This is a genomic window from Acinetobacter sp., assembly GCF_049284435.1.
Classification (GTDB): Bacteria; Pseudomonadota; Gammaproteobacteria; order Pseudomonadales; family Moraxellaceae; genus Acinetobacter.
Map to the genome: position 1 here is coordinate 26279 of NZ_JBAPXX010000074.1, position 25490 is coordinate 51768.

Sequence of the window (25490 nt, forward strand, 5' to 3'; positions counted from 1 at the left end):
TCTCCTCAGAAGGTTTGGTCTTTTTTATGTAGTTTTTAAAGCGCCTCAGCCACAATAGGCTTAGGCAGATCGGCAATTTTTTGCTACCATTTGCGCTTTAAAATATTTGCGATTTCTTACTGCATATGACTTCATCTTATCAGCAACAACTTGAAGCCAAAATTGAACGCATCAGCGCTCAGTTTGCCGAATATCAACCACCTGCTTTAGAAGTATTCCAGTCTCCTGAAAAATATTTCCGCATGCGTGCTGAATTCCGGATCTGGCATACTGAAGATGATCTGTTTTATGCCATGTTTGAACGTGACGAAAACAACAATAAAAAAGTCATTCGTATTGATGAATTTCCAATTGCAGACCGCAGCATTAATGACTTGATGCCACAATTGCTTGAAGCATTCAAGGCAGATGCCAATCTGGGTCATCGCCTGTTTGAAGTCCATTTTCTGGCGACTTTAAGTGGTCAGGTTCTGGTATCCCTGATTTATCACCGCAAGCTGGATGAAAGCTGGGAACCTGCGGCAAAAGCGCTGGCAGAAAAGCTCAATATCAAACTGATTGGCCGCAGCCGTGGCCAGAAATTCGTCCTGACTGATGAATATGTGGTGGAAGAATTGTCGGTCTTTGACCGTCGTTATAAATATAAGCAGATCGAAAGCAGCTTTACCCAACCCAATGCACAAGTCTGCCAAAAAATGCTGGAATGGGCATGTGATGCAGCAGAGCAATCAGATAAAGATTTGCTGGAACTCTACTGTGGCAATGGTAACTTCACCCTACCGCTTTCGACCAAATTCCGCCGTGTTTTAGCTACTGAATTAGCCAAATCTTCAGTCTATGCAGCTGAGTGGAATATTGAGCAGAACCAGATTGAAAATATTCAGGTTGCGCGTCTGTCTGCCGAAGAATTCACTCAAGCTTATAATGGCGAGCGTGTTTTCCGTCGTTTGCAGGAAGCACAAATTGATATTTCGACTTATGATTTTGATACGGTATTTGTTGATCCACCCCGTGCTGGTATTGATGATGAAACATTAAAACTGTTACAGCGTTTCGAACGTATTATTTACATTTCATGTAATCCAGATACTTTATATGACAATCTGAAACAGTTGTCTCAAACACACAAAATCAGCAAGTTCGCCATGTTTGACCAGTTCCCGTATACGCACCATGTTGAGACGGGTGTCTTGTTGGAAAAAGTATAAAGAATTTGTTTCAATTTATTATATTGTTACAAAAATGGAGCTTTTTGAAGCTCCATTTTTTATATTAAGAATCATATATTTAATAATAAATCTTGACTTGTACAGCAAGAAATATCGTTAGACCTTTAGGCTTCCATCGGAAATTTTCAGGACTAACTGCTGCTTTTATCACATAGGTCCTATTGCTTTATTTATTTAATTGGCTATATTTCACTCTATGTTAGGTTGTTGTATGAAGGCTCTATGAGTTTTTGGCAAAAGTTGTTTTCTAATGAACAACACAATGAACACAAGAATCAAATTGCTTGTGTTGAAAATGATTGCTCTTGTAAGACGAATGAACAGCTTCTCGAAGCACTTTCTAAGGCCACTGATGAAGAAATCATCATCGGAATTAAAAAGGTTCTCGTATCTCGAGGCTATAGCCGCAAAGAGCTGAATGAACTTCAGCACTTGCCATTGCAGTAATCGACCAAGGTTACAGCCGTATAAAAGAAGCACTTGCGTAGCCAAGTGCTTCTTTTATGCTCGAAGGTTTAATTGAAAGGTTTGGTCTTCTCTATTTCACGCATATTTTAGTCACTCTAACTTTAAAACCTCAGGGATCAGGCAGGAAAACGCTGAACAACTCATTTGATCCCCGCTTGTGATTTTGAAGAAATTTTAGTACTTGCTTAGGCTAAGCAAACTCTTTCATCAGAAGAATATGTTCTAAATTCTGCTTTCTTTTAATCCCTTTAAACTTGGCTTAATAACTCTTCAATTCTGATCTGAAACTCAGGCAAGGCATCGATTAATTTAGCAAAACACAGTACACTTCCTATTAAACGACAATGCTTTTTAAATGGCTTAATTCTGATATGCAACAGACTAAACGGTTTCCCATAGGCGCACATCTTATGGTTAAACATTTCGGTTATACCCATCATGGGATTTACGCCGGACGTGGTCGTGTCATTCATTATTCCGGCTTTGCACATTTATTCAAGAAACGCCCCATTGAAATAACTTCTATTGAAAAATTCAGTCATGGCAAACCGATTCATATGCAACATTATGACTCGGCAAAATATAAAGGTCGTAAAGTCGTACGTCGCATGCGGTCCAGAATGCATGAAAATAACTATCATCTGATTATTAATAATTGCGAGCATTTGTGTACCTGGGCGATTACAGGTGTGGAAAGTAGTCCTCAAGTGATTTATATGATGAATCGCCTGACCACGATTGGTTATATCAGCTCGATGATGAGTTTTATGAACAGCATGTTCCTGACCCTGACCACGACCAGTTTCGCATTGGCGCTGTACATGAAGAAGAAACTCAGAGATAAAGCCAATCTGCGTTTGCAACAATACCGTGAATTGCAAGATCAGGCTAAAACTAAAGTGTCAGACCTAACTAATCTTAAACATCGTTAATTTAAAGCTCAGCCTGCTGATGATTTTTATTAGAAATAAATTTTAAGTTCGTGTTTACATTTTGATGATATCGATAAGGAATCAGGTTAAATAGCCCTTCGTGGCTTGAATCGCTTCAGGCAGCGCTTTACCCAAAGAGCTTAAGGTTTCCCGCTCTACCAGTCGTACAATTGAATCTAGCGGCAGATCGTTATCTTGCAGACCAAAATGCTCTTCCAGCTCCGCACTGAGCTCGTCCAGCCCGAGTAGCATATAAGCAATCAATCCGACCAGAATCGGTGTCCACAGTCCCAAATTCGCCTGCAAACTGAAAGGCAGGATAAAGCAAAAAGAATAAACCGCACGATGTAATAGAACCGAATAAGAAAATGGTAATGGCGTAGATAAAATTCGGTCACAACCAGCCTGAATATCTCCCAAAGCCACAGTATGCTGATTCAGGTTGTTATAAATAATATCGCTGATCTTGCCCTGCTGATACTGTTGCACCATCTCTTTTTGCATCTGTTCCAGCACCCATTGTGAGGGATTGATTTGCATGGGCAATTGCTCAAATGACTTGGGTTCAAAACCGGCAGTGGCTTGATAAGCCTGAATACTGGGCGTTTGCTGTCTCAGTCGATCACGTAACAGATGGGTAAACAGCATCATGCGATATAGTAAAACTTCACGGATTTGATCATCTAGCACATGGCTATCGCGGCATAAATGACGCGTGGTTGCAATCAGCGCGCCCCAAAGCTTTCGCCCTTCCCACCAGCGATCATAGCAGGCCGTATTTCTAAAACTCAGAAAGATCGAGAGAATCACACCAAAGATGGTAAAGCCAATTGCCGGGACGGCAGGAAGGCTCACGAAATGCGCCTGACTCAAATACACCAGCAAGGCAGAAATAAAGACCACCAAAACCAATGCGGGCAGCACCTTGGGCAGAATTGTTCCCTGCCAGGCAAAGAGTAAACCCAAACTATTATTCTTATCACGCACAATCATGCAATTTTCCCTACTGTATTAAAAAAGCCCAACCAGAGTTGGGCTTTTTACATTCTGACTTAAACCAGCTTATTTGCCAGGTTTAAAGCTGTCCTTAAGATCAAGGATACGGTTGAATACCGGTTTTTCGCTGGAATGATCATATTGATCAGCCACAAAATAGCCTTCACGCTCAAACTGAAAACGATCTTCCGGCTGAGCTTGCGCCAAAGCAGGCTCAATCACGGCCTGAACCACCTTCAATGATTCAGGGTTGAGGTTTTCTAGGAAGTCATCGCCCACTTCAGGATCAGACTCAGTAAACAGACGGTCGTAAATACGCACTTCGGCAGGAATGCCCTTAGTCGCAGATACCCAGTGAATCACGCCTTTCACCTTACGACCTTCAGGATTTTTACCTAAAGTTTCAGGATCAATCGAACATTTCAGCTCAACCACTTCACCATTGTCATCTTTAATGACTTCGTCGCATTTGATGACATAGGCATGACGTAAACGGACTTCACCGCCTGGAATCAAACGTTTAAAGCCTTTTGGTGGCTCTTCTTCAAAGTCTTTACGGTCAATATATAGCTCAGTCGTCAATGGAATAACGCGCTCGCCCATATCGACATTCGGATGACGTGAATGGGTCAGGTCCATATCAGCTGGCAAGTTGGTTAAAGTCACTTTCAGTGGGTTTAATACCGCCATACCGCGCGCTGCGGTATTTTCCAGAGATTGGCGAATGCAGTATTCCAGCATGGCTACATCGACAATACTGCCGTCAACCTTCGATACACCGACACGCTGACAGAAGTCACGCAAGCCCTCAGGCGTAAAACCACGGCGACGCATACCGACCACGGTTGGCATCCGTGGATCATCCCAGCCATTGACATAACCACCTTCAACCAGTTTACGTAATTTACGTTTTGAGGTGATGGTATAGTCCACATTTAAACGGCTCGATTCGTACTGACGTGGCACTGATGGTGATTTAACTTTCGCTACAACCCAATCATAGAACGGACGATGATCCTGAAATTCCAAGGTACAGAGTGAATGCGTAATGCCTTCAATCGCATCAGACAATGGATGCGCATAGTCATACATTGGATAAATTTTCCATTTATCGCCAGTCTGATGATGTTCAGAATGCAGGATACGATACAGAATCGGATCACGCATATGTACGTTCGGTGAAGTCATATCGATCTTGGCACGTAATACAGCCTGACCTTCTGCATATTCACCGCTGCGCATTTTTTCAAAACGCTCCAGGTTTTCTGCAACCGTTGCATCGCGTTGTGGCGAGTTCTTGCCTGGCTCAACGAAATTGCCACGGTTTAAACGAATCTCTTCAGGACTTTGCAAATCCACATAGGCATCGCCCTGCTCAATCAGCTGAACTGCCCAGGTATAAAGTTGATCGAAATAGCTTGATGCATAACGCGGCTCACCTTCCCACTGGAAGCCTAGCCATTTTACGTCATTGGCAATACCATCCACATATTCCTGCTCTTCGGCATCCGGATTGGTATCATCAAAACGCAGGTTACACACACCTTTAAATTCTTCAGCAATTCCGAAGTTCAAGCAAATTGCTTTCACATGGCCAATATGTAAATAGCCATTCGGCTCAGGCGGAAAACGCGTCACCACCTGTTGAGTACGACCAGCGGCTAAATCATCAGTAATGACCTGACGTACAAAGTCCAAGCCTGGTTGTTGTTCTTGCTGCTGCACTGAATCGACTGCATTGTTCTTTTGGGTCGGGTTCTCGGGCAGAGATGTCACAACATCATTTGGCTTCATGATCAATCATTCACTTCTAAAGTTAAAAAGGGATTAACGAATATTTAATCGCACAAGTTGTACGTATATTCATTATCAAAGTTCCTTAGTTTAACTATAGGTGATTAATCTCTCAACCGCTAACTACGGTATTTGATTTCAATTCACTCATTTTAAAAAGTGAAAATACAGCAAGCTGCCCAAAACTAAAATATCAACACTTTACGAAACTGGAAAATGATTCAATTCGTGCCTGTCCGAAATATAACGCTCTGTCTGGCAGCATTTGAAATGCCTTGATAAATCAACGTATAAATAAGGTATTATTTTTATGCTTTTAACAAAGAAAATAATGTTTTTACTTGCCTTGTCGAATGTAGTTTGCTTATGCTTCACTCATTCAGAAAAAACCATGGCACTCGTCCATGATCAGGAGATTACACAATGAGTTTTCCTCAAGTCGAATTAAACACCAATAAAGGTCGTATTGTTCTAGAACTCAATGCTGAAAAAGCACCTAAAACCGTAGCTAACTTTTTAGAATACGTACGTGACGGTTTTTATGAGGGCGTAATTTTCCACCGTGTTATTGATGGTTTCATGATCCAAGGCGGCGGCATGGATGAAAACTTCAAAGAAAAAGCAACACGTGATGCAATCGAAAACGAAGCAGACAACGGCTTGACCAATGACGAAGGTACGATTGCAATGGCGCGTACTCAAGCACCGCACTCTGCTTCTGCTCAGTTCTTCATTAACGTGAAAAACAACTCGTTCCTTAACCACTCTGGCAAAACTGCTCAAGGTTGGGGCTATGCCGTATTTGGTAAAGTGGTTGAAGGTATGGACGTTGTTAACGAAATCAAAAATGTACGTACTGGCAACCGTGGCTACCACGCTGACGTTCCTCTAGAAAACGTAGTAATCGAATCTGCAAAAATCATTTCTGAATAAGTTTAAATCCTCCCTGAGTAGCACTGCTACGCAAGTCCTTTAATAAAGGAGGGAATCACCTTTTATCAAAATAAGGTTTTCCTCCCTTTTTCAAAGGGAGGTCAGGAGGGATTAAATTAAAGAAGGAAAAGATTCGTGACCTATCTGTTTATCTCAGATTTACATTTGTCACCTGATCACCCTCGACTTGTTCGGGGGTTTTTAGATTTATTAACTGCATATCAAGATCAAAATACCCAATTATATATTTTGGGTGACTGGTTCAATGCTTGGATCGGTGATGATTATACCTCTCCGTGGTTGGATGAGATTGTCACTGCGTTAAAACAATTTACTCAGGCTGGGAATCAAGTCTATTTTCAGGCCGGTAACCGGGATTTTGTCTTGGGAAACAAATTTTTAGCTCGATTTGGCGGACAGCTTCTTCCCGAAATCGATCAGCTTATTATTGCTGGAACACGTTTCCGCCTGGAACATGGCGATGCCCTATGTACCGATGACGTCTCCTATCAGCGTTTTAAAAAGATTATTCGTCATCCTTGGCTGCTAGGTTTCTTAAGAAAAACGCCACTTTCATTTCGAACCAAACTAGCCAACCGCTTTCGTCAGCAAAGCCATCAGGCGCAGCAGTTTAAAAGCTATGAGGTGATGGATGTCAATCCGCAGGCCGTTAAACTGGCATTAACAGATGTAGATGTTCTGATTCATGGCCATACACATCGTGCAGCCATTCACCAGCTAGGACAGAAAAAAAGAATAGTTCTCGGCGACTGGAAAGAAGATCGTTCAGAGATTCTAGAAATTCAGGAAAATCAAAGTATTGATACCCTAAAACTAAAAAAGTGGCGATATTAATCAGCCACTTTTTTAAGACATCTATTTGTTTAGCACAGGCGATAAAGCTGGTTTACACCGGTATAGAAACTTTTACCATCAAGATTAAACAGGATTTCTTCACCAGTTTGCAGCTGGATCATTTTTCCAACTTCGACCCAGATAAAACCATCCTGAGTGTTTTGTTTACGCTTTAATGGAACCAGTTTAACATTAATTTCGCCACCATTTACGGCAGTGGCGGTATGCCATTCATTTAATATATTCAAAATAATTACTCATAAAATGAGCTTTTTGTGACTGTACAAAGAGATTAATAAAACCAAATTTGTATAATAATTCTGTAGTTACTAGATGTTATCCAAGCTCAAAGGCTTGAACCAAAAGTGAATCACAATTAGCTATAAATAATAAAAGCGAGAACTATACTCGCTCGAAGTGTTATCACTATACACCTTATTTTTGTTGAAAGCAAACATACATTGTCATTACAAATAATGCCTAGCCTGATTTTTAAATCAATGATTGTGCAGAAATTTTATAAAAGTTAATTGTTTTTAATAGGTATCAACTTTATAAAATATTTCACAGATGCCACAAGGCCATTAAGACAGGTACCAGGCATCAAAAGTCCAGTTCTGCTCTCCTGAGCATTCAGAAAAGAACCACATTGCGCCTTATTGTAGGCCTACAAAACATACGACCATCTTGTTAGATTTGAATGAATAGATCATTGCAGACAAGTTCTGATTAAAAATCATCTAGAAACCCCTCTAATCCATTCACTCAGACCTAGTGAATGATTAATATCCTGTATTTATTTTAATTACATTTACATCGGTTTTATATTTTCCCAACAAATCCCGCAATGAATTCATCAAAACACTGGTATCTACGCCCACTGCGACAAACTCAGTACCCAGCTCCAGATATTTTTGCGTCACTTCATGCTGGGTTGACAGAATTCCTGCAGCTTTGCCTGCAGAACGAATCCGCTGAATTGCATCAATTACAGCTTTTTGTACTTCAGGATGATTCGGATCGCCTTGATAACCCATAGTGGCAGACAGATCGACGGCACCAATAAATACCCCATCAATCCCGTCGATCTGAAGAATAGCATCCAGATTTTCCAGTCCTGTGACCGATTCAATCTGGATTAATAGACAGATTTCTTCATGTGCAGTCTGATAATAATTCGGAATGCTGTTCCAACGGGTGGCACGTGCTAGCGCAGCGCCAACACCACGAATCCCTTCCGGTGGGGTGGATAACGGACTGCCTTGACCATGAGTTCCGCCTGTTCCACAGTTTCGACCATCGGAATCAATAAAGTCTGCGCACCGATATCGAGCAGTTGATTGATTAGTTGTACGCTGCCAATGGGCGGTCGCACTACTGCTTGCGAGGGATAAGCAGCAATACTTTGCAGTTGTGACAAGGTGGTTCTCAAATCGCTGGGCGCATGTTCACCATCAATCAGCAGCCAGTCATAGCCTGCATTTGCCGCAATCTCGGTTCCATAGGCATCCGCCAGTCCAATCCATAAGCCGATTTGCTGCTGGGTTTTAAGTTTGTGTTTAAAATAATTGGTTACTTGCATCCGCTAACCTATTTGCATGTTGCCGGCGATGCCTCTTATTAAACGCTTCTTACTTAAAAGTGCCAATAGACAAAAACTGGGTTTTAATCTGATTTAACTCTAAGTTTTGCTTGAATCTAGCTCAAGATCATTTCAGAACAGGCTTTGCCTGATGCTTTTTTATTGTAATAATCGGGGGATGTGAAAAATGTATATATTTAAAACTTCTACTCGCTGTTTATTTAAAAAGATTGGAGTCCATTGATGGATTTACTCAAGATCACACAGACCCGCTATACCACTAAAGCCTATGATCCCAGCAAGAAAATCCCGGCAGAACAGTTTGAACGCTTATTAGAAATTTTGCGTCTGGCACCCTCTTCAATCAATATTCAGCCTTGGCATTTTTTTATTGCCGATCATGATGCAGCCAAACAGCGTATTGCCAAAGCTTTGGTCGGTACTTATGCCTACAATGCTCCCAAAGTTCTGGACTCTTCCTATACCATTTTATTCTGCACCAAAGCCGATATTAATGAGTTACATCTGGAAAAATTATTGAACCGCGATGATATTAGTGGCCGTTTTAAAGATGAATCAGCCAAAGAAGGTCAGAAAAACACCCGTGCAGGTTATATTCATTATTATCGGAATGAAAAAGGTGATATTCAGCGCTGGGCTGAAAACCAGACCTTTATTGCACTCGGTCAAATGCTCTTGGCTGCCGGAATTGAAGGTGTCGATGCCACACCAATTGGCGGCTTTGATGAAGATATTATCAGTGAAGAATTACAACTCGCAGAACAGGGCCTGATCCCCTCTGTATTGCTGACTTTAGGCTATCGCAGTGAAAATGATTTCAATGCCAAACTCCCTAAATCACGCCTACCCGCTGAAGATATTTTCACCAAACTGTAAGGATTTTATGCTATAAAAGGGGTCAAGCACCCCTTTCTATATCAATTCGGGCCTATTTTTTGCTTTGTTTAATTATCACCCACCAAAATAATAATAGAGGCTATCTATGTCGCTCCTTACATCCAAATCCCTGAAATTTGAATGCCATCATTGCGATAAAATTTATCTCCAGCACTATAAAGATCAACAGCATCGTTATCCGCACTGTCCAGACTGCCAACAGGCCGGTTTATTGCTTGGACTGGCCGAAGCAGGTGACCTGCTCCGACATCCGATTGAATTTGCATCTTCTTATGTCAAGCAGACATTGCATAAGCTAGGCAAATCACACTAGTCAAGCCTAGCAGCAATCCTAGAGTACTTGCAGGTTTGAGCCGCTCTTTAAAGAATACCAGACCTGCAATGACACCAAACACCACCACCAGAATATTCATGCCGGCAAAGACGATCGCAGGTGAATCCTTGAGTAGCATATGGGCTTTGACATAGAAAGCAATATTGGCAAAATTCAGGACACCCAATAACAGACCAGCGCCGATATTCTGCATCGAGCCTAAGCTTTTATATTTGAGTAACAGATAGCCCATCGAAATGATCAGGGCGCAAACAAACATCAGATTCAGCGCCACGGCGAATTGCAAACCCAAACTGGTCGTATATTTCAACAATACATCAATCAGCGCATAACCGACCCAGACTAAGCCCAGATATAACATTCCCTGACTGCCCTGTCCTGTACTTTGTCGATGTGAGAACAGGATGCACAGCACTGCGCCAATACCTAAAGCGATCCCGAGTATTTTCAGCTGATTAAACTGTTCCTGAAAAATAAAATAGGCCGCAGCCAGTGACAAGACTACAGAAAGTCGCTGGGCAATTTCGGTTTTTAAAATTCCAGCCGTTTGTAAGGCTTTGGCCAGAAACAGGAATACGCTGGGAAGCAAAATACCTAGAGCCAGAATAAGCAACCAAGGCGTCTGAGACATTGAAATATGCTGAATATCAGGCTGGAACCAGAAAAAACACAAGAGACTGGCTGTCATATAGTTCCAGCTAATCATGTGTATCGGACTCAAGCCCTTATTTTTGGCGACTTTTAATAATATTGAGACCGCAACGCTGCATAGCGCTGCTGCGAAAATCAGTTCCATATGCTGCTCTTATTCTTGATATTTATAAGTCTACAAAAAAGCCCACATTTGCAGTGGGCTTTTTTTATAAATGATTCACTGGGAATTATTTATAGTGTGACACCATTTTCTCTAAAGAAATTGGGCGAATCTTGTCTGCATTACCTGCAGTACCAAAAGCTTCGTAACGATCGATACAGATTTGCTTCATTGCGTCTACAGTTGCGCTGAAGAATTTACGTGGATCGAATTCGCTTGGTTTTTCTGCCATCATACGACGCATTGCACCGGTAGATGCTAAACGCAAGTCAGTATCAATGTTGATTTTGCGCACACCGTGTTTGATCGCTTCAACCAGCTGCTCAACCGGAACACCGTAAGTTTCCTTGATGTCGCCGCCATACTGGTTAATCACTGCCAACCATTCTTGTGGCACAGAGCTTGAACCGTGCATGACAAGATGCGTGTTTGGAAGTGCTGCGTGAATTTCTTTAATGCGGTCAATCGCAAGAATATCACCTGTAGGTGGACGCGTGAACTTGTACGCACCGTGTGAAGTACCTACTGCAATCGCAAGCGCATCAACATTGGTATCAGCAACGAAGCTACGCGCTTCTTCAACTGAAGTCAGGAGTTGAGAATGATCCAGTACGCCTTCTGCGCCTACGCCATCTTCTTCACCCGCCATACCTGTTTCAAGGCTACCCAAACAACCGATTTCACCTTCAACAGATACGCCACACGCATGTGCCATTTGAACTGTACGGCGAGTCACATCAACGTTATATTCATATGAAGTTGGTGTTTTACCGTCTTCACCCAGTGAACCGTCCATCATCACTGATGAAAAGCCTAACTGGATTGAACGTTGACAAATGTCAGGGCTCGTACCGTGGTCTTGATGCATTACCACTGGAATATGTGGCCATTCTTCAATTGCAGCCAAAATCAGGTGACGCAAGAACGGAGCGCCTGCATATTTACGCGCACCCGCAGATGCTTGTACGATAACAGGTGAATTGGTTGCATCTGCTGCAAGCATAATTGCACGCATTTGTTCTAAGTTGTTTACGTTAAATGCTGGTACGCCGTAAGCATGTTCGCCGGCGTGATCCAAGAGCTGGCGCAATGAAATAAGAGCCATAATATCCTCCCAGTGAATGCCACATATTCTACATGTTCAAAGGTTTCAATTCAGCAACAAATAACACTATTTAAAAAAAATCCCTGCATTTGCAGGGATTTTGTGTCACATCAGCCAGATTAAGGTGCTACAGGCTCTGAAGTCGCAGCAACTGACTCATCTGCAGTCGCTTCATCGGCTGGCGCATTGGCAACTTCAGCTGGGATATCGGTATTTTTTTCATCTAGAATTGGCTGGTCAATGGCATCAATCGCGGCTTGCTGTTCTGGGGTCACTGCCTGATCTGCCACTGCTGCCGAGCTTTCTGCTTCAGCTTCTGGTGCACTTTCCTGTTTTGCACATGCAGTCAGTGCCAGAGATGCTGCTAATAATACTGCGATAGTTAACTGTTTTTTCATCACGTATTCTCGTCATTTGGTGATTTAATGACAGCATCTTATGACAGATTTATTGCATTTTAATGACGAAGCCATGAATGGTAAGTTTTCTCTGTCAACAAAATGACATAAAAAAAAGCTGGCACTTGACCAGCTTTTTAGCTTAGGAAATACAATTAAGCACGTTCTAACAGTACCGCAACAGCAGGAAGCGTTTTACCTTCAACGAATTCAAGGAATGCACCGCCACCCGTCGAGATATAACCAATTTTATCAGCCACTTCATATTTATCAATCGCAGCAAGTGTGTCACCACCACCCGCAATCGAAAAACCTTCAGATTCAGCAATCGCTAAAGATAAAGTTTTAGTACCCTCACCGAATTGATCCACTTCAAATACGCCGACCGGACCATTCCAAAGAATGGTTTTAGAGGTTTTCAGGATTTCTGAAAATGCTTTCGCAGTTTCCGGGCCAACGTCTAGAATCATGTCGTTATCAGCAACATCTGCAACGTTTTTCACCGTTGCTTTCGCAGCAGCCAATGAACCCAGGAAATCTTCAAAGTTGATTTCAGAGGCATCTGCAACGACAACATCAGTTGGAAGCGGAACTGATACTTTTGCAGCAATCGCTTTTGCTGTATCGATCAGATCTTTTTCACACAGTGATTTGCCCACGTTATAGCCTGCCGCAGCAAGGAAAGTGTTGGCAATACCACCACCGACGATCAATTGATCACAGATATCAGAAAGTGAGGTCAAAACATCCAGCTTGGTAGAGACTTTAGAACCCGCAACAATCGCCACCATTGGTTTTTCAGGCGTTTGCAGTGCACGACCAAGCGCATCAAGTTCAGCCGCCAGTAAAGGACCCGCAGCAGCAACTTTCGCTAAACGTGCTACACCTTCAGTAGATGCTTCTGCACGGTGCGCTGTACCAAAAGCATCCATCACGAATACATCACACAGCGCTGCATATTTTGCTGCAAGCTCAGGATTGTTTTTCTTTTCACCCACGTTAAAACGGCAGTTTTCAAGTAGAACCACCTGGCCTGGCTGAACTTCAACGCCATCTAAATAGTCAGTGAACAGTTTCACGTCCTGACCCAAAGCTTCAGTCAAGTAAGCCGCTACAGGAGCAAGTGACTGTTCAGCTTTAGGCTCACCTTCAACTGGACGACCTAGATGAGAATACACCATTACTGCAGCGCCTTTTTCTAGTGCTGCTTTAATCGTTGGCAATGCTGCACGAAGACGCGCATCGCTGGTGATCACACCATTTTTAACAGGAACGTTTAAATCTTCACGGATCAGAACACGTTTACCTGCTAAATCGAGGTCAGTCATACGCTGAAAGTTCATGTAGAGCTCACTTTATAGATATTAAAACCAGGCGATTTTAAATGATTATGCAGAAAAAGGTTAGCATCTTTTGCAGAAAACATTATGAATGCCAAAGTTTTGTTATGATAGAAAAAAGCCTCTTTTAGATTCAGTCCCTATGTCGATACATCCTGATCCAAATCTTAACCGTTTAAACGTGTTAGGTGAGCCTTTGTCAAGCTGTTGCTTCGATCCGATTACCGGTTATTTCCGCAATGGCTTTTGCCATACTGCGACCACTGATCTGGGCCAGCATACAGTTTGCGCGCAAATGACTTCAGAATTTCTGAATTTTTCTCAAAAAGTCGGTAATGACCTGATTACGCCTTTGCCCGAGCTGGACTTCCCGGGCCTGCAACCGGGCGATTTCTGGTGTATCTGCGTAACGCGCTGGGTCGAAGCCTATGAAGCAGGTCAGGCACCACCGATCAAGCTGCAAGCCTGTCACAAAGCTGTTCTGGCTTATGTACCGTTAAATATTCTTGAGGAATATGCTGTCTAATGAGTTCTGTACAGATTATTTTGGCATCATCCAGTCAAACCCGCAAAGCGCTGATGGATCGCCTGCATATTGATTACATTTCCATGGTACCGGATATTGATGAATCTCCTCGCGGGGAAAATCACGCAGATGATCTGGCACAACGTCTCGCCTTTGAAAAAGCCAGATATATTGCCGAACAGAATCCAGAAGCGATTGTGATTGGTTCGGATCAGGTAGCATGGCGTGAAGGCGCACCGGATATTTTTATGGGCAAACCGTTAACGACTGAAAAAGCCGTTCGCCAGCTCCAAGCCAACTCGGACAAGATTGTCTATTTCAGTACGGCGCTCAGTGTGCAGCAGCTATCGACCGGTTTTGAACAAAGTCTGGTCGAACACTATAAAGTCAAGTTTCGTAAACTTTCTCAGGCAGAAATCGAGCGCTATGTCGAAATTGAACAGCCGTTACATTGTGCAGGCAGTTTCAAATGTGAAAGCCTCGGTATTAGTTTGTTTGAAGAAATGATCGGACAAGATCAAACCACGCTAATGGGCATGCCGATGATCAAACTCTGTCATATTCTTCGTGAATTAAAAATTTTAGTTCCTTAATCTCTCCCTTTAAATTCAGGCTTTACTCTATGTCTCAACCTTTAGACGTATTAGGCGGTATGACCGCTGAACAATTCCTTAGCGAATACTGGCAAAAGAAACCTTTACTGGTGCGTAATGCGATGCCTGAAATCGTCAGTTTGCTTGAACCCAATGATGTGATGGAACTTGCGCTTGAAGAACATGTCACTGCCCGTCTCATCAAGCAAAAAGATCGTGATCCGAATCAATGGAGCGTGAAATCTTCTCCTTTGCTGAAGGCCGATTTCCAGAAAATGCCCAAGCTCTGGACGCTTTTGGTTCAGGCTGTAGATCACTATTCATTTGACCTTTCGGCACTTTGGAAAAAATTCCCGTTTATTCCACAATGGCGTCGCGATGACATTATGGTGTCTTATGCACCGCAAGGCGGTTCAGTCGGAAAACATTTCGATTTCTATGATGTGTTTCTGGTACAAGGTTACGGCCATCGTCGCTGGCAACTTGGGCAAATGTGTGATGCGGAAACGGCTTTCGTTCCGGGTCAACCGCTTAAATTATTGCCTGAAATAGAAGTTAATTTTGATGAAGTGCTGACACCCGGCGACTTGCTCTATGTCCCGCCCGGTCTGGCTCACTACGGCGTAGCTGAAGATGACTGCCTGACTTACTCTTTCGGTTTCCGTATGCCAAATATCAGTGACATGATGGATCGTGTCGGGGATAAATTCTCTGAAAATGAAACGCTGCGCAACCCGCTGCTGGATATCATCCGTGATCAAGTTGGTGCTATCGGCGAAGTGAGCAGCAATGAGCTGGAATATCTGAAAGAACACATCATGCAGCAACTGCATAACTCGAACGTTCTCGAAGATGCCATCATGAGCTTGATGTCCGAACCTAAATATCCTGAAAACCTGCCTGAAGCAGAAGAAATCGGTACAGGTGATCTGGAAGAGGCACTCGATCAGGGTTATAGCCTGATGCTCGAACCTGCTTCACGCCTGCTTTATACTGAAACGGACGGCGATGTTTTGTTCTGGGCTAATGGTGAAGGTGTGTGCATCTCTGAGGCATTTACCGCAAAACTCAAACAGCTTGCAGATGGTGAAGCGCTGTTATTCGGTGAAGACTTCGCTGATGAAGAAATTCTGGAAGATGTTGCGGCATTATTAAACGAAGCCGTGTTAATGCTGGTTCCACCTGCTGACGACGAGTAAGCTTTTCACGGCTCTATTTAAGCGATAATTTTAAGAGGATCACATGATCCTCTTTTTATTTTCAGATACTAAAATTCTAACTACTTAAGGCTGATAAAGTTCCAGTACCACCCGAATCAGCGTATTTCCTTGTTCAGATTCAATCTGGAACAATCCTCCCATACGCTCAACCCGCATTTTCATGCTGCGCATTCCAATACTCAGGCCATTTTTTTGCACCATTTCAGCATCGAAACCGATGCCATTGTCCTGAATACTTAAGCTAAGCTGATGTGGCTGAGAATATTCCAGACTGACTTTCACCTGACTGGCCTGACTGTGTTTAATGATATTGGTCAGACTTTCTTCGACTACCCGGATCAAGGTCAAACACTGTAATGCAGTCGGTTCACGCTGCCAGACTTTTGGAAATGACCATTCAACTTCAATCTCCATTTCTTCCATCAGCTGGGTAAAGCGATAGCGCACCGGTGCAATCCAGAGTACCGGCGTTTGTGGGACTTTATTTTCAATAGATGAACCACTATCAATGATTTGTCTGAGATCATCTCTGAGCAATTTCAGCATGGATAGAAACTGCTGTTTAGAAACTGTTTCACTACTTTGATCTACCAGAATCATGTAGCGGACAATAGATCCTCCCAGCCCGTCATGCAGCTCATGTGACAGATTAATTCGCTCTTGCAGACGAACATTCGTCAGCTCCAGTTGATGTTTATCACTCAGGCTTTTATTCAGGTAGGCACTGACCTGCTGGACTTTACGTTCTAACTGGGTATTAAATTTTTCGATTTTCCTGACATTACGATTCAAGCGTGTACCCATAATCAGCACGACAAACAAGGTAATAATCGGTGAGGTATAGGGGGATAAAGGTGAAAATTCATTGACCTTGGTTTGATTTAACATGATCAGGTCGATGACTACACACAGCAGAATCCCCCAAAGACACAACGTCAGGAAGATATATTCTCCATTTCGGGTTTTGATGGCCTGATAGCTGATATACACAGTAGAAGTGACAAAGAGCAATACATAGAAGATAAACACTCCGCTCAGCATCGGCCCCAAATAATTCAAGGGACTGATCATAATCAGTAGACTAGACAGAATACTGACCAGAACAAATCCTCGCTCTAGCTGCTTAAATGTCTGTTTTACAAAGCGGATCAGATACAGACAGAAGCAATGGATATAGGCAATAAAAAAAAGCATGTTGGCTTTACTTGCCGAAATCGTGGAGCGAAATGGGAAGTTTTCTGTCGTGAGTACATTGGAAATAAATAGAATCCACAACAGTGAACTGAGTGCCAACCAGCCAAAAGTGGTTTCTGAACGCCGGAATAACCAGATAATGAAACAGATCAGCCCAATCGTGGCAGAGAAAATCATATTGATCTGGAATACAGTACGGCGATCCCATATTTTGCCTAGATACTGCTGGCTATTCACCAGCACATTATTAAATTGAATGTTGCCCAGGCCCGCGCTTTGGAAACTGTAGCCATTTACATAAATCAGGATTTCATTACTGTCTTTACGCAAACCGCTAATCGGGAAAACCCAGTAACGCGGCATATTCCAGCTTTTCGACAAGGGCTCTTGCAAGTTCCGGTCAGACCAAAGCAAGTCACCATTCAGGAATACGGCACCTGCCGAATTAATATAATCAATAGAAAAGGCAACCGGTTCTGCAAGGCGGATATTGTTCTGGCATGACCAACGCCAGACGATCTTGTACCAGGCACCCCCATGATAATTCTTCCAGTTATTCTGCCAATTATCCGGCAAACGCACGCTTTGCCAGCCTGATGTAGGCATTTCGGTATGGCTCTGAGCCTGAACCTTCTGAATATAGTCAATCTTCACCTGACAAAGATCATTAATCTGAAAATGGCTTTGCGCCTGACTCATCCTACAGAACAAGCAAAGCCAGCTGAATAGGACAAAAATGCAGATCCATTTCATTCGCTGCCGTTTGCTGCTTCTGGAACAGGCAGATGACATTACAGAATTCCCAGATGCCGTGCGGTACTGACTGCCTTAGTACGTTTACTAACCGAGAGTTTCCGGTAAATATGCTTGATATGACTTTCGACGGTATAGCGTGACACACAGAGCTGCTCGGCAATCTCACGATTACTCAGACCTTGCGCAACCAAGGACAGGATTTCCTGCTCACGCTGTGTGAGCGTTTCTTGATCCGCAGCTGACCTGTTCTGCTCTACTGTTGCTGAAATGGCAGGAATTGAGATCTGTTTTAAAATTTCACGGGCAATAAAGGGATCAATTGGGGCACCGCCACGCAAAATACTGCGAATAGCCAAGGCGACTTCAACATCATCCCATTCTTTCAGCACATAACCGGTCGCACCGGCCTGAATTGCGCTAAACAGGCTATCTTGGGTACTCCAGGCAGACACCACCAGAATCAACGCTTGTGCGTCCTGTTCGCGGATTTTTTCAATAATTGAAATCCCACTTCCATCTGGCAACCCTAAATCTACTAAGGCCAGTGCAATCGGCTGTTGCTGAACTATGGAATATGCTTCTTTAACCGTATTGGCAAATAGCAAAACGTCTTCGTTATAACCCAGATTGGTTAATATAATTTTTAAACGGCGCTGAATGATATACTCATCTTCAACGATTAATACAGGTACTGGCAAGACTGCCTCTGGTGCTGTCATAAGCACGCCCCCTTATATTTATTGTTATATCCCCTTGGAGATTAAAATATAAACAAAAAAGCTCTAAAAATCATGATTTTTTTCATTTATTTATAAGGTTTGATTTTATGCTCATTAGAGACACATAATATCTCTCGCACTAAACACAAATAAAAAATGCCATCCGTTGATAAGATGGCAGTTCTAGATAGAAAATCTTTGAAGTTACACAAGCTTCCTACTTTAAGCAGTACCGTATTGCTGTTTTAAATATTTCACAATCTCAGCCGATTCAAACATGCTCACCCCTGTATTTGGATCGACCAGATAAGGCAGCTGAATCGTATTTCCCATCATTTTAAACAGCTGTTCACGTTTACCACCCGCAAGCGGTTCATATTTCCCCGGCTTTAAACGCAACTTGGCTGGTCCATAATCCTGCCAACGTTCCTTTGCCACATTATGAAAAACAAAGGGAATTTCAAGCTCTGACAGAACACCACGTACCACCCGGACAAAAGGACTGGCTTCAAACCCCCACAACTCTAATAGCTGGTCCGGTGCAGGACGATCAAGCACCTGTTTATTAATCCAAACTCCGCGCGCACCATTGATAATAGTTCCGGCAAAAGCAGCGACTGGAATTTTCGGATAAGTTGCATATTTCTTTGGCGTTTTGCCACTTTAACCATAATGCTTGAAGAGATGATGGATAATATCCTGCGACTCATACATCTGATCGCCTGTATTTTCATCCACCAAAAATGGAAAGCGGGTCTTGCCGCCCAACTGTTTTACGATCGGACGATATTTTGTACCACCCTTAGGGCACGGATAAACTTCATAATCCAGATTGAGTAAGGTCAGCACTTCTCGCACCCGACGACAAAAAGGTGAACCTTCAAATTCATAGAGCTTGATTAATTTTTCAGGCTGATTCGGAAATGGCGTTCCAACCATGCCACGTCCCCCTTGGGCGACTGAAGAGGCTAACGCTTGTGCGACTTTGATTTGATGACTCAACATAGTATTTTCCTATTTTTGTTTTATATGAATGAAAGACAGAATCTAAGCATCCTGTCTTTCAGGGTACAGATGAGTTTTGTTGTTATTCTTTCATGCAGAAATGCAGATTCCGACCGATTAAGTCACTAATGCTGTTTTAGACACCACAATACCATTATTGTCTGCATAGACATAATCGCCAGCATTAAACGTGACACCACCAAAACAGAGAGCGATATCAACTTCACCCACACCCTTGCGATTGCTCTTCTGTGGAATAGCCGCTAATGCATGCACACCAAGATCAAGTTCAGCAATCGCATCGACATCACGGACACAACCATAAATAATTACGCCATTCCAGTGATTTTTGACTGCTGATTCTGCAATCAGGTCACCCATCAAAGCACAACGCATCGATGCACCGCCATCTACCACCAATACCTTGCCCGTTCCATCTGTGGCCAATAACTCTTTCACCCGCGAGTTATCTTCAAAACATTTTACTGTCACAATCTGACCGCCAAAGGTTTTGCGCGCCCCATAACTCTTAAAAAATTTACCGTCCAGGCAAGGTGTAACTACCTGAAGCTCTAATTCTGGATGATCATCTAACAAGTCACAGGTGACAAATGCTGCTGTAGACACGGTGTTTTCCCCTCATTTCATTTTTTGTATACGTAAATTATCATAAATTTCAAATTTTACCGTCTGAGTCAGCGCGGCCTCGACCATAGTATGAGCCACCTGATCGGCTGTCACTGGCTTATAGGCAAAACTATCTGGAATAAAACGCGATACTTTGTGGTAAACCTGCTGCGCGACATCTTCTAAAAAACGCTGCTCTGGACGTTCACCAATGAGCAATGAAGGTCGAATCAAACTGATTCTGTCCAAGGTCAATGTTTGTACATATTCTTCCAGCTCGCCTTTGACCCGATTATAGTAAAAATGCGATTGGGAATCGGCACCCATTGCGCTCAGCAACAGGTAATGAGCTGAAGTTTGTTGTAATAGCTCTGCAAAGTGAGCATTTATGGTATAGTCAATACTATAAAATGCCTGTTTGGATCCGGCTTTTTTCATGGTGCTGCCCAGGCAGCTAAAACCATGGCTATGCTTGCTGACATCCTGATCATTCAACATCAGGAAATCTTCCAGTACCATTTGTTGAACTTTATCCAAAGCATCCAGATCATTTTGATGTTTTCTGACCACTGCAGTAATCTGCTGGCAAGTCGGCTCATCTTGCAAACGTTTTATCAGTTGTTTTCCCACCAAGCCGGTGGCACCTATCACGATGGGATGAGTCAGTGATTTAGTCATTTTTTATACGATCTCCTAGGTGGAATACTAATCTAACGTTTTCTTTAGAATTTTTCTGCATCTAAAATGTTGTCAAAGCATGTCAAGACTTGACTTCGGTGCTTAGTTTAATCAAAATATGGCACTTGTTTACGGGCTGGTGATAATTCCTCTGATGTTGGTTTTCAGTTGAGTTTCAGCCCGCCCAGACCAATCTATTTCAAGGAGTGCACGAGTGGCAAACTCTGCTCAAGCTAAAAAACGTGCTCGTCAAAACGTTAAAGCACGCAAACACAACGCAAGCTTGCGTTCTATGGTTCGTACCTATCTTAAACGTACATTAGCTGCTATCAGCACTAATGACTATGCTGTTGCTACTGAAGCGTACAAATCGCTTGTTCCAGTAATCGACCGTATGGCTGACAAAGGCATCATCCATAAAAACAAAGCAGCTCGTCATAAGAGCCGCTTGAATGCGCAAGTTAAAGCACTAGCTTCTAACTAATCGCAAATGAAAAAAGCCCTTTTTAGGGCTTTTTTTGTGCTCAAAATTTAAAGAAACCCAAAAAAATATAATGATTCATTCAAAAAACAATCCGTTTAGACAACACTCATCCAGCCAATACGATGAGATAAAAAAACTAAGTCGCACCTCCCTTTTTAGATTATTGATCTTTATCCATAGAGGATGGCGAAGTGGTTTTATCCTGTTTCGTATTATCAGTATCCCGTTTTTGGCATGCGGTTAAACCCAAAATCGCGATCAGGCTAAAAATTGTGATAATTTTCATGGTTTTTCCTCAAGATGAATAATTCTATATTTATTAAGCATAAATAATTTTTATACTTACATTATTGAATTTTCACCCTATAAATGTAAAAGATGCAGTTTAGAATTTATTTTTATCATTTAGGCCTGATTTTTTTAAATGATCAATATGGAAAGTCACTAGCTTTATGAAATTCCCCCCAATAAAAAACTCAATTGCTGCGAACAATTGAGTTTTGAATAGATCAATTTAATTTAAGAAAGTTGGGAACGCTTAAAATCTGCAATATCCAGTTCATGTACCTGACCGCGCCAGATCCATTTCAGCTTGGATTCCAGGAATACATCACCTTCAAACCAGACAAACAGACCTTCCATCATTTTTGGCCAGTCTTCCCGACTGACATCCTGACGCCCTGACATTACCGCAATCATCGCTGCCAGAATAGTATCGTGGCTAACGGCCAGACTCAGCCCATATTTATTTTGCGGATGGGTGTTGTAAATCAGTTCCAGTACATCCACCACACCATGAATCGGCTGTTTCATCCCCGGCAAGGCATTATTGACAAAACTGTTAATGAAACCGAGCGCACCCTGCTTGGCAAAATAAGGCCCGGCTTTTTGAATATCCAGCACAAAGCTGCCAGGCTCCACTAGAAGTCCCTGTTCGATAATTTCAATACGATGTGTATTCTGCTCAGGGGTAACCGCATCTGCCCCTTCAATCATCAATGCAGCAGTATCAATACAACGCTGGATCGGACTTGAAATACAGTGATGAATCACGCGATCGGTTTGATCAGCCAGATAAGCACCCCATTCCTGCGCCAGATCCCGTCCCTGTCTGGTCAGTTGCAGATCATAGCCTGCCAAACCCTGCCCCGGAACATCTTCACGAATCGAATGTCGTGTAAATAAGGTGACAGGCGTCTGTACATCGGGCAATAAATCAATTGCACTCAACATACTCGGTGGAAGCAGTTTCAGGGACACGTTACAGCCAACTCTGGATTGGTAATGGGTTAAGCACCACTATAACACGCTCAGAATTTTGCTCAATGCTCGGCCTGCATGTCAGACACTGCCTGCAATGCAATAATTTTCATATCATTATTCTTATAAGCAATGAATCCGCCATTCAGCAAGGTATCCCGATGATTATAAATAAACGGACGGCCTTCTAAATCGACCAGGCCACCACCAATCCGTTCGAGCATACATTGACCAGCGCTGGTATCCCATTCCGAGGTCGGATGAAAACGTGGATAGATATCCACCTGATCTTCTAGCATCATGCAAAATTTATAGGCACTGCCCGCCTTAAACTCTGTGTAGTCCGTGAGCTTGGCCAGACTTTGCAAATATTCGAGATATTTCGGTTTTTGCTGGCTACTTTGACTCAACCCCACAGCAATCGTTTTACTGGTTGAAAGCATTGCATAAGCAAACCATGTTCTAGTTTGAATATTATATTTATAAGGCAAGCCCTGCTCAGGACAGAAATAAATCAGTTGCTGCTCCGGAACTGCCAATATAGCAAAAGTGGTCAAACTGCCTCTCACCAGACTCAAATTAATGGTAAATTCGGGGCGCTGGTGCAAAAACTCTTTAGTGCCATCTAACGGATCCAGCAACCAGAATTCTGACCATGAGCGGCGTTCATATTCCTGTCCTTCTTCAGACAATAAAGGCAAGCTGGAAATCTCTGCCAAAGCCTGGGTCAGATAAGTATTGACCCGAAAATCTGCCTGAGTCACCGGAGAATTATCATTTTTTTTGATGACATCAAAAGCCGCACCAGAACAATAACGCTGATATTCTTCCCGCAAAATTTCACAGGCTTGTGTCAAAATGGGCACAAACTGCAAAATCATTGGATCTTGTGGTGCTGCTGTTGCTTTAAACATAGAAAACCTAAATATGTCAAAATGCTCTGAAAAACCTACCATAATTTTCGATATGGATGGCACTTTACTTGATCTTGCCTACGATGATTTCATCTGGAACGAGTTATTGCCTGTGCGTTATGCTGCCACACATGGCTGTAGCCTGGAACACAGCCAGGCAACACTCTATGCATTCTATCAGGAACATAATCATACCTTAAACTGGTACTCTTCACGCTTCTGGACGGCTAAAGTCGAAGTCGATGTTCTGGCGATGCAAATTGAACATAAAGATAAAGTCGCCTTACGCCCTCATTGTCTCGAATTGCTCGATTATCTTAAAAATAATGACTACCCGATCTGGCTGGCCACCAATGCCGACTGTGCTGGCTTGGCCTTTAAACTGGATCACTTGAATTTAAGGGATTATTTCGATGTGATTGTCAGTTCAGAAACGATCGGACACGCCAAAGAATTTGTCGAATTCTGGCAAGGGCTGAATGCGCTGCATCCATTTGATCCTGCACATGCTTATTTTATTGATGATACCGAAAAAGTCCTGAATGGGGCCCAAGCCTATGGTATTCAGAACCTGTTCAGCATCCAGCAGCCCTCTTCAGCCAAAGTAGCACGTCAGACTTGTAATTACCCGATGCTGCACCAATTAACAGATTTAATCACTCATTTAAATCAGGCTGAGGTAGAAAAGAAATATGCGTAAATCGTCTTTACCCGAAGATGCGGTAGGCATGCGTATAGACAAATGGCTGTGGGCAGCACGGTTTTTTAAAACCCGCTCGATTGCCAAACATGCGATTGAAGGTGGCAAAGTCCATCACAATGGTGAACGTGTCAAGGTATCGCGCGAAGTCCGTGTTGGTATGGAACTGACGATTCAGCAAGGCATCGACAAAAAAACCGTGCTGGTTAAGGAACTTTCCGATGTTCGTGGCCCTGCACCGATGGCACAAAAACTGTATGAAGAAACCGAAGTCAGTATTGCGCGCCGGGAATTGATTACGTCACAAAGAAAGTTGCATAATCTAGCTCGTCCCGACCATCGACCAAGCAAGAAAGATCGTCGTGACATCAGTAGATTTAAAAATGAAAATAGTCAGAGTTTCGATCAGTCATGGTCCTATAATGACGAGTAAATTTAAGCGTCAGAATATGTCGTACATGCGCTGACATTTATAGAACACTAGGGAAAATTCTGTCACTATACACCTGTGGAACGAAGCTCTAATTTAAGACATCCACTTGAGTATGAATTCAGTGACATCGTATTGAGGTTGTAAGATGGATGAGAATAAAAACAAGGCGCTCAACGCTGCCTTAAGCCAGATTGAAAAACAGTTTGGTAAAAATACAGTAATGCGTCTTGGTGACAATACCGTTCAGGCAGTTGAAGCTGTATCTACAGGTTCTTTAACGCTGGATATTGCACTCGGTATTGGTGGTTTGCCAAAAGGTCGTATCGTCGAGATCTATGGTCCTGAATCTTCAGGTAAAACCACAATGACATTGCAAGCAATTGCAGAGTGTCAGAAAGCAGGCGGTACATGTGCATTTATCGATGCCGAGCATGCGCTTGATCCTCAATATGCACGCAAACTGGGCGTAGATATAGACAACCTGCTGGTATCACAACCCGATCATGGTGAACAGGCGCTTGAAATCGCGGACATGCTGGTACGCTCTGGCGCAGTCGACATGATCGTTGTCGACTCTGTTGCTGCATTGACACCACGTGCCGAAATTGAAGGTGAAATGGGCGACTCGCATATGGGTCTGCAAGCCCGTTTGATGAGCCAGGCACTGCGTAAAATTACCGGTA

General features: G+C 42.9%; 28 protein-coding genes and 2 pseudogenes. 14 read left to right on the forward strand and 16 right to left on the reverse strand.

The genetic code is table 11. The features are described 5' to 3' along the window. Positions 1–125: 125 nt before the first annotated feature. The 3 genes from trmA (at position 126) to WAK81_RS06775 (ending at position 2629) form a co-directional block, all read left to right on the forward strand. Positions 126–1208: a tRNA (uridine(54)-C5)-methyltransferase TrmA gene (trmA, locus tag WAK81_RS06765; protein ID WP_422196213.1), complete on the forward strand. Its 1083-nt coding sequence runs from the start codon at positions 126–128 to the stop codon at positions 1206–1208. A gap of 243 nt (positions 1209–1451) precedes the next feature. Next, positions 1452–1676, forward strand: coding sequence for a hypothetical protein (locus WAK81_RS06770; RefSeq protein ID WP_034436106.1), 225 nt, complete (start codon positions 1452–1454; stop codon positions 1674–1676). A gap of 392 nt (positions 1677–2068) precedes the next feature. Further along, the gene (locus WAK81_RS06775) at positions 2069–2629 is read left to right on the forward strand and encodes a lecithin retinol acyltransferase family protein (RefSeq protein ID WP_422196214.1); all 561 of its coding nucleotides are present in this window, start codon (positions 2069–2071) and stop codon (positions 2627–2629) included. A gap of 81 nt (positions 2630–2710) precedes the next feature. Here WAK81_RS06775 and WAK81_RS06780 read toward each other — a convergent pair whose 3' ends face one another. Then, on the reverse strand, positions 2711–3622 hold the full coding sequence (locus WAK81_RS06780) for a bestrophin family protein (RefSeq protein WP_422196215.1): 912 nt from the start codon (positions 3620–3622) through the stop codon (positions 2711–2713). A 69-nt stretch (positions 3623–3691) separates the two neighbouring features. After that, entirely contained in the window at positions 3692–5419 is a 1728-nt protein-coding gene (locus tag WAK81_RS06785) for a glutamine--tRNA ligase/YqeY domain fusion protein (RefSeq protein ID WP_422196216.1), read from the reverse strand. A 423-nt stretch (positions 5420–5842) separates the two neighbouring features. On the opposite strand from WAK81_RS06785, the gene WAK81_RS06790 reads away from it, so the two are divergent. Beyond that, on the forward strand, positions 5843–6352 hold the full coding sequence (locus WAK81_RS06790) for a peptidylprolyl isomerase (protein ID WP_422196217.1): 510 nt from the start codon (positions 5843–5845) through the stop codon (positions 6350–6352). Positions 6353–6487: 135 nt separating this feature from the next. Further along, positions 6488–7207, forward strand: a complete 720-nt coding sequence (locus WAK81_RS06795; RefSeq protein WP_422196218.1) for a UDP-2,3-diacylglucosamine diphosphatase — start codon at positions 6488–6490, stop codon at positions 7205–7207. A gap of 29 nt (positions 7208–7236) precedes the next feature. Here WAK81_RS06795 and WAK81_RS06800 read toward each other — a convergent pair whose 3' ends face one another. Both WAK81_RS06800 and hpaI read right to left on the reverse strand, forming a co-directional pair. Further along, the gene (locus WAK81_RS06800; RefSeq protein ID WP_180075114.1) at positions 7237–7461 is read right to left on the reverse strand and encodes a transposase; all 225 of its coding nucleotides are present in this window, start codon (positions 7459–7461) and stop codon (positions 7237–7239) included. Positions 7462–7989: 528 nt separating this feature from the next. After that, positions 7990–8789 (reverse strand): annotated as a pseudogene (gene hpaI / locus WAK81_RS06805) (4-hydroxy-2-oxoheptanedioate aldolase). Positions 8790–9032: 243 nt separating this feature from the next. Here hpaI and nfsB point away from each other — a divergent pair. After that, positions 9033–9686, forward strand: a complete 654-nt coding sequence (gene nfsB / locus WAK81_RS06810) for an oxygen-insensitive NAD(P)H nitroreductase (RefSeq protein WP_422196219.1) — start codon at positions 9033–9035, stop codon at positions 9684–9686. A gap of 106 nt (positions 9687–9792) precedes the next feature. Then, complete coding sequence (locus WAK81_RS06815; protein ID WP_005171148.1) at positions 9793–10020, forward strand: hypothetical protein; 228 nt, start codon at positions 9793–9795, stop codon at positions 10018–10020. Here WAK81_RS06815 and WAK81_RS06820 read toward each other — a convergent pair. The 4 genes from WAK81_RS06820 to WAK81_RS06835 form a co-directional block, all read right to left on the reverse strand. Continuing rightward, positions 9983–10837: an EamA family transporter gene (locus tag WAK81_RS06820; protein WP_422196220.1), complete on the reverse strand. Its 855-nt coding sequence runs from the start codon at positions 10835–10837 to the stop codon at positions 9983–9985. The genes WAK81_RS06815 and WAK81_RS06820 overlap by 38 nt on opposite strands. A gap of 85 nt (positions 10838–10922) precedes the next feature. Beyond that, the gene (fba, locus tag WAK81_RS06825) at positions 10923–11960 is read right to left on the reverse strand and encodes a class II fructose-bisphosphate aldolase (RefSeq protein ID WP_004279853.1); all 1038 of its coding nucleotides are present in this window, start codon (positions 11958–11960) and stop codon (positions 10923–10925) included. Between the two features lie 119 nt (positions 11961–12079). Then, positions 12080–12358 (reverse strand): hypothetical protein, encoded by a 279-nt coding sequence (locus WAK81_RS06830; protein ID WP_004729831.1) that lies wholly within the window; start codon positions 12356–12358, stop codon positions 12080–12082. Between the two features lie 155 nt (positions 12359–12513). Continuing rightward, positions 12514–13701 carry a phosphoglycerate kinase gene (locus WAK81_RS06835; RefSeq protein WP_422196221.1) on the reverse strand — a complete coding sequence of 396 codons (1188 nt, stop codon included), beginning with the start codon at positions 13699–13701 and terminating at the stop codon, positions 12514–12516. Between the two features lie 139 nt (positions 13702–13840). On the opposite strand from WAK81_RS06835, the gene WAK81_RS06840 reads away from it, so the two are divergent. The 3 genes from WAK81_RS06840 to WAK81_RS06850 are packed head-to-tail and all read left to right on the forward strand — an operon-like array spanning position 13841 to position 16016. Further along, positions 13841–14224: a DUF2237 family protein gene (locus WAK81_RS06840; RefSeq protein WP_004279857.1), complete on the forward strand. Its 384-nt coding sequence runs from the start codon at positions 13841–13843 to the stop codon at positions 14222–14224. Further along, positions 14224–14817, forward strand: a complete 594-nt coding sequence (locus tag WAK81_RS06845) for a Maf family protein (RefSeq protein ID WP_422196222.1) — start codon at positions 14224–14226, stop codon at positions 14815–14817. Before WAK81_RS06840 ends, WAK81_RS06845 begins: the two co-directional genes overlap by 1 nt. 29 nt (positions 14818–14846) lie before the next feature. Further along, on the forward strand, positions 14847–16016 hold the full coding sequence (locus WAK81_RS06850; RefSeq protein WP_422196223.1) for a JmjC domain-containing protein: 1170 nt from the start codon (positions 14847–14849) through the stop codon (positions 16014–16016). 84 nt (positions 16017–16100) lie between these two features. On the opposite strand, the gene WAK81_RS06855 is transcribed toward WAK81_RS06850, so the two are convergent. From WAK81_RS06855 to WAK81_RS06875, 5 genes and pseudogenes are all read right to left on the reverse strand, one after another. Further along, the gene (locus tag WAK81_RS06855) at positions 16101–18023 is read right to left on the reverse strand and encodes an ATP-binding protein (RefSeq protein WP_422196224.1); all 1923 of its coding nucleotides are present in this window, start codon (positions 18021–18023) and stop codon (positions 16101–16103) included. Next, complete coding sequence (locus WAK81_RS06860; RefSeq protein ID WP_422196225.1) at positions 18023–18706, reverse strand: response regulator; 684 nt, start codon at positions 18704–18706, stop codon at positions 18023–18025. The genes WAK81_RS06855 and WAK81_RS06860 overlap by 1 nt, the downstream gene beginning before the upstream one ends. Positions 18707–18928: 222 nt before the next feature. Further along, a pseudogene (locus WAK81_RS06865) lies at positions 18929–19711 on the reverse strand (glutathione S-transferase N-terminal domain-containing protein). Between the two features lie 117 nt (positions 19712–19828). Next, complete coding sequence (rraA, locus tag WAK81_RS06870; RefSeq protein ID WP_422196226.1) at positions 19829–20338, reverse strand: ribonuclease E activity regulator RraA; 510 nt, start codon at positions 20336–20338, stop codon at positions 19829–19831. A gap of 12 nt (positions 20339–20350) precedes the next feature. Beyond that, a complete protein-coding gene (locus WAK81_RS06875; RefSeq protein ID WP_422196227.1) occupies positions 20351–21016 on the reverse strand; it encodes an NAD(P)H-binding protein in 666 nt (221 codons plus the stop codon). A 214-nt stretch (positions 21017–21230) separates the two neighbouring features. On the opposite strand from WAK81_RS06875, the gene rpsT reads away from it, so the two are divergent. Next, positions 21231–21500, forward strand: a complete 270-nt coding sequence (gene rpsT, locus WAK81_RS06880) for a 30S ribosomal protein S20 (RefSeq protein ID WP_004279868.1) — start codon at positions 21231–21233, stop codon at positions 21498–21500. 160 nt (positions 21501–21660) lie between these two features. Here the strand turns inward: rpsT and WAK81_RS06885 are convergent, their stop codons facing one another. From WAK81_RS06885 to WAK81_RS06895, 3 genes are all read right to left on the reverse strand, one after another. After that, complete coding sequence (locus WAK81_RS06885) at positions 21661–21786, reverse strand: hypothetical protein (protein WP_004729839.1); 126 nt, start codon at positions 21784–21786, stop codon at positions 21661–21663. A gap of 233 nt (positions 21787–22019) precedes the next feature. Beyond that, the gene (locus tag WAK81_RS06890) at positions 22020–22760 is read right to left on the reverse strand and encodes a histidine phosphatase family protein (RefSeq protein WP_422196228.1); all 741 of its coding nucleotides are present in this window, start codon (positions 22758–22760) and stop codon (positions 22020–22022) included. Between the two features lie 62 nt (positions 22761–22822). Beyond that, complete coding sequence (locus WAK81_RS06895) at positions 22823–23674, reverse strand: 3'(2'),5'-bisphosphate nucleotidase CysQ family protein (RefSeq protein ID WP_422196229.1); 852 nt, start codon at positions 23672–23674, stop codon at positions 22823–22825. Positions 23675–23687: 13 nt separating this feature from the next. Between WAK81_RS06895 and WAK81_RS06900 the strand changes: the two genes are divergently transcribed. The 3 genes from WAK81_RS06900 to recA all read left to right on the forward strand — a co-directional run. After that, positions 23688–24374: an HAD-IA family hydrolase gene (locus WAK81_RS06900; RefSeq protein ID WP_422196230.1), complete on the forward strand. Its 687-nt coding sequence runs from the start codon at positions 23688–23690 to the stop codon at positions 24372–24374. Then, entirely contained in the window at positions 24367–24807 is a 441-nt protein-coding gene (locus tag WAK81_RS06905) for an RNA-binding S4 domain-containing protein (protein WP_422196231.1), read from the forward strand. The genes WAK81_RS06900 and WAK81_RS06905 overlap by 8 nt, the downstream gene beginning before the upstream one ends. 145 nt (positions 24808–24952) lie before the next feature. After that, positions 24953–25490: recombinase RecA (gene recA / locus WAK81_RS06910; protein WP_422196232.1), on the forward strand; the 538-nt coding region annotated here is incomplete at its 3' end.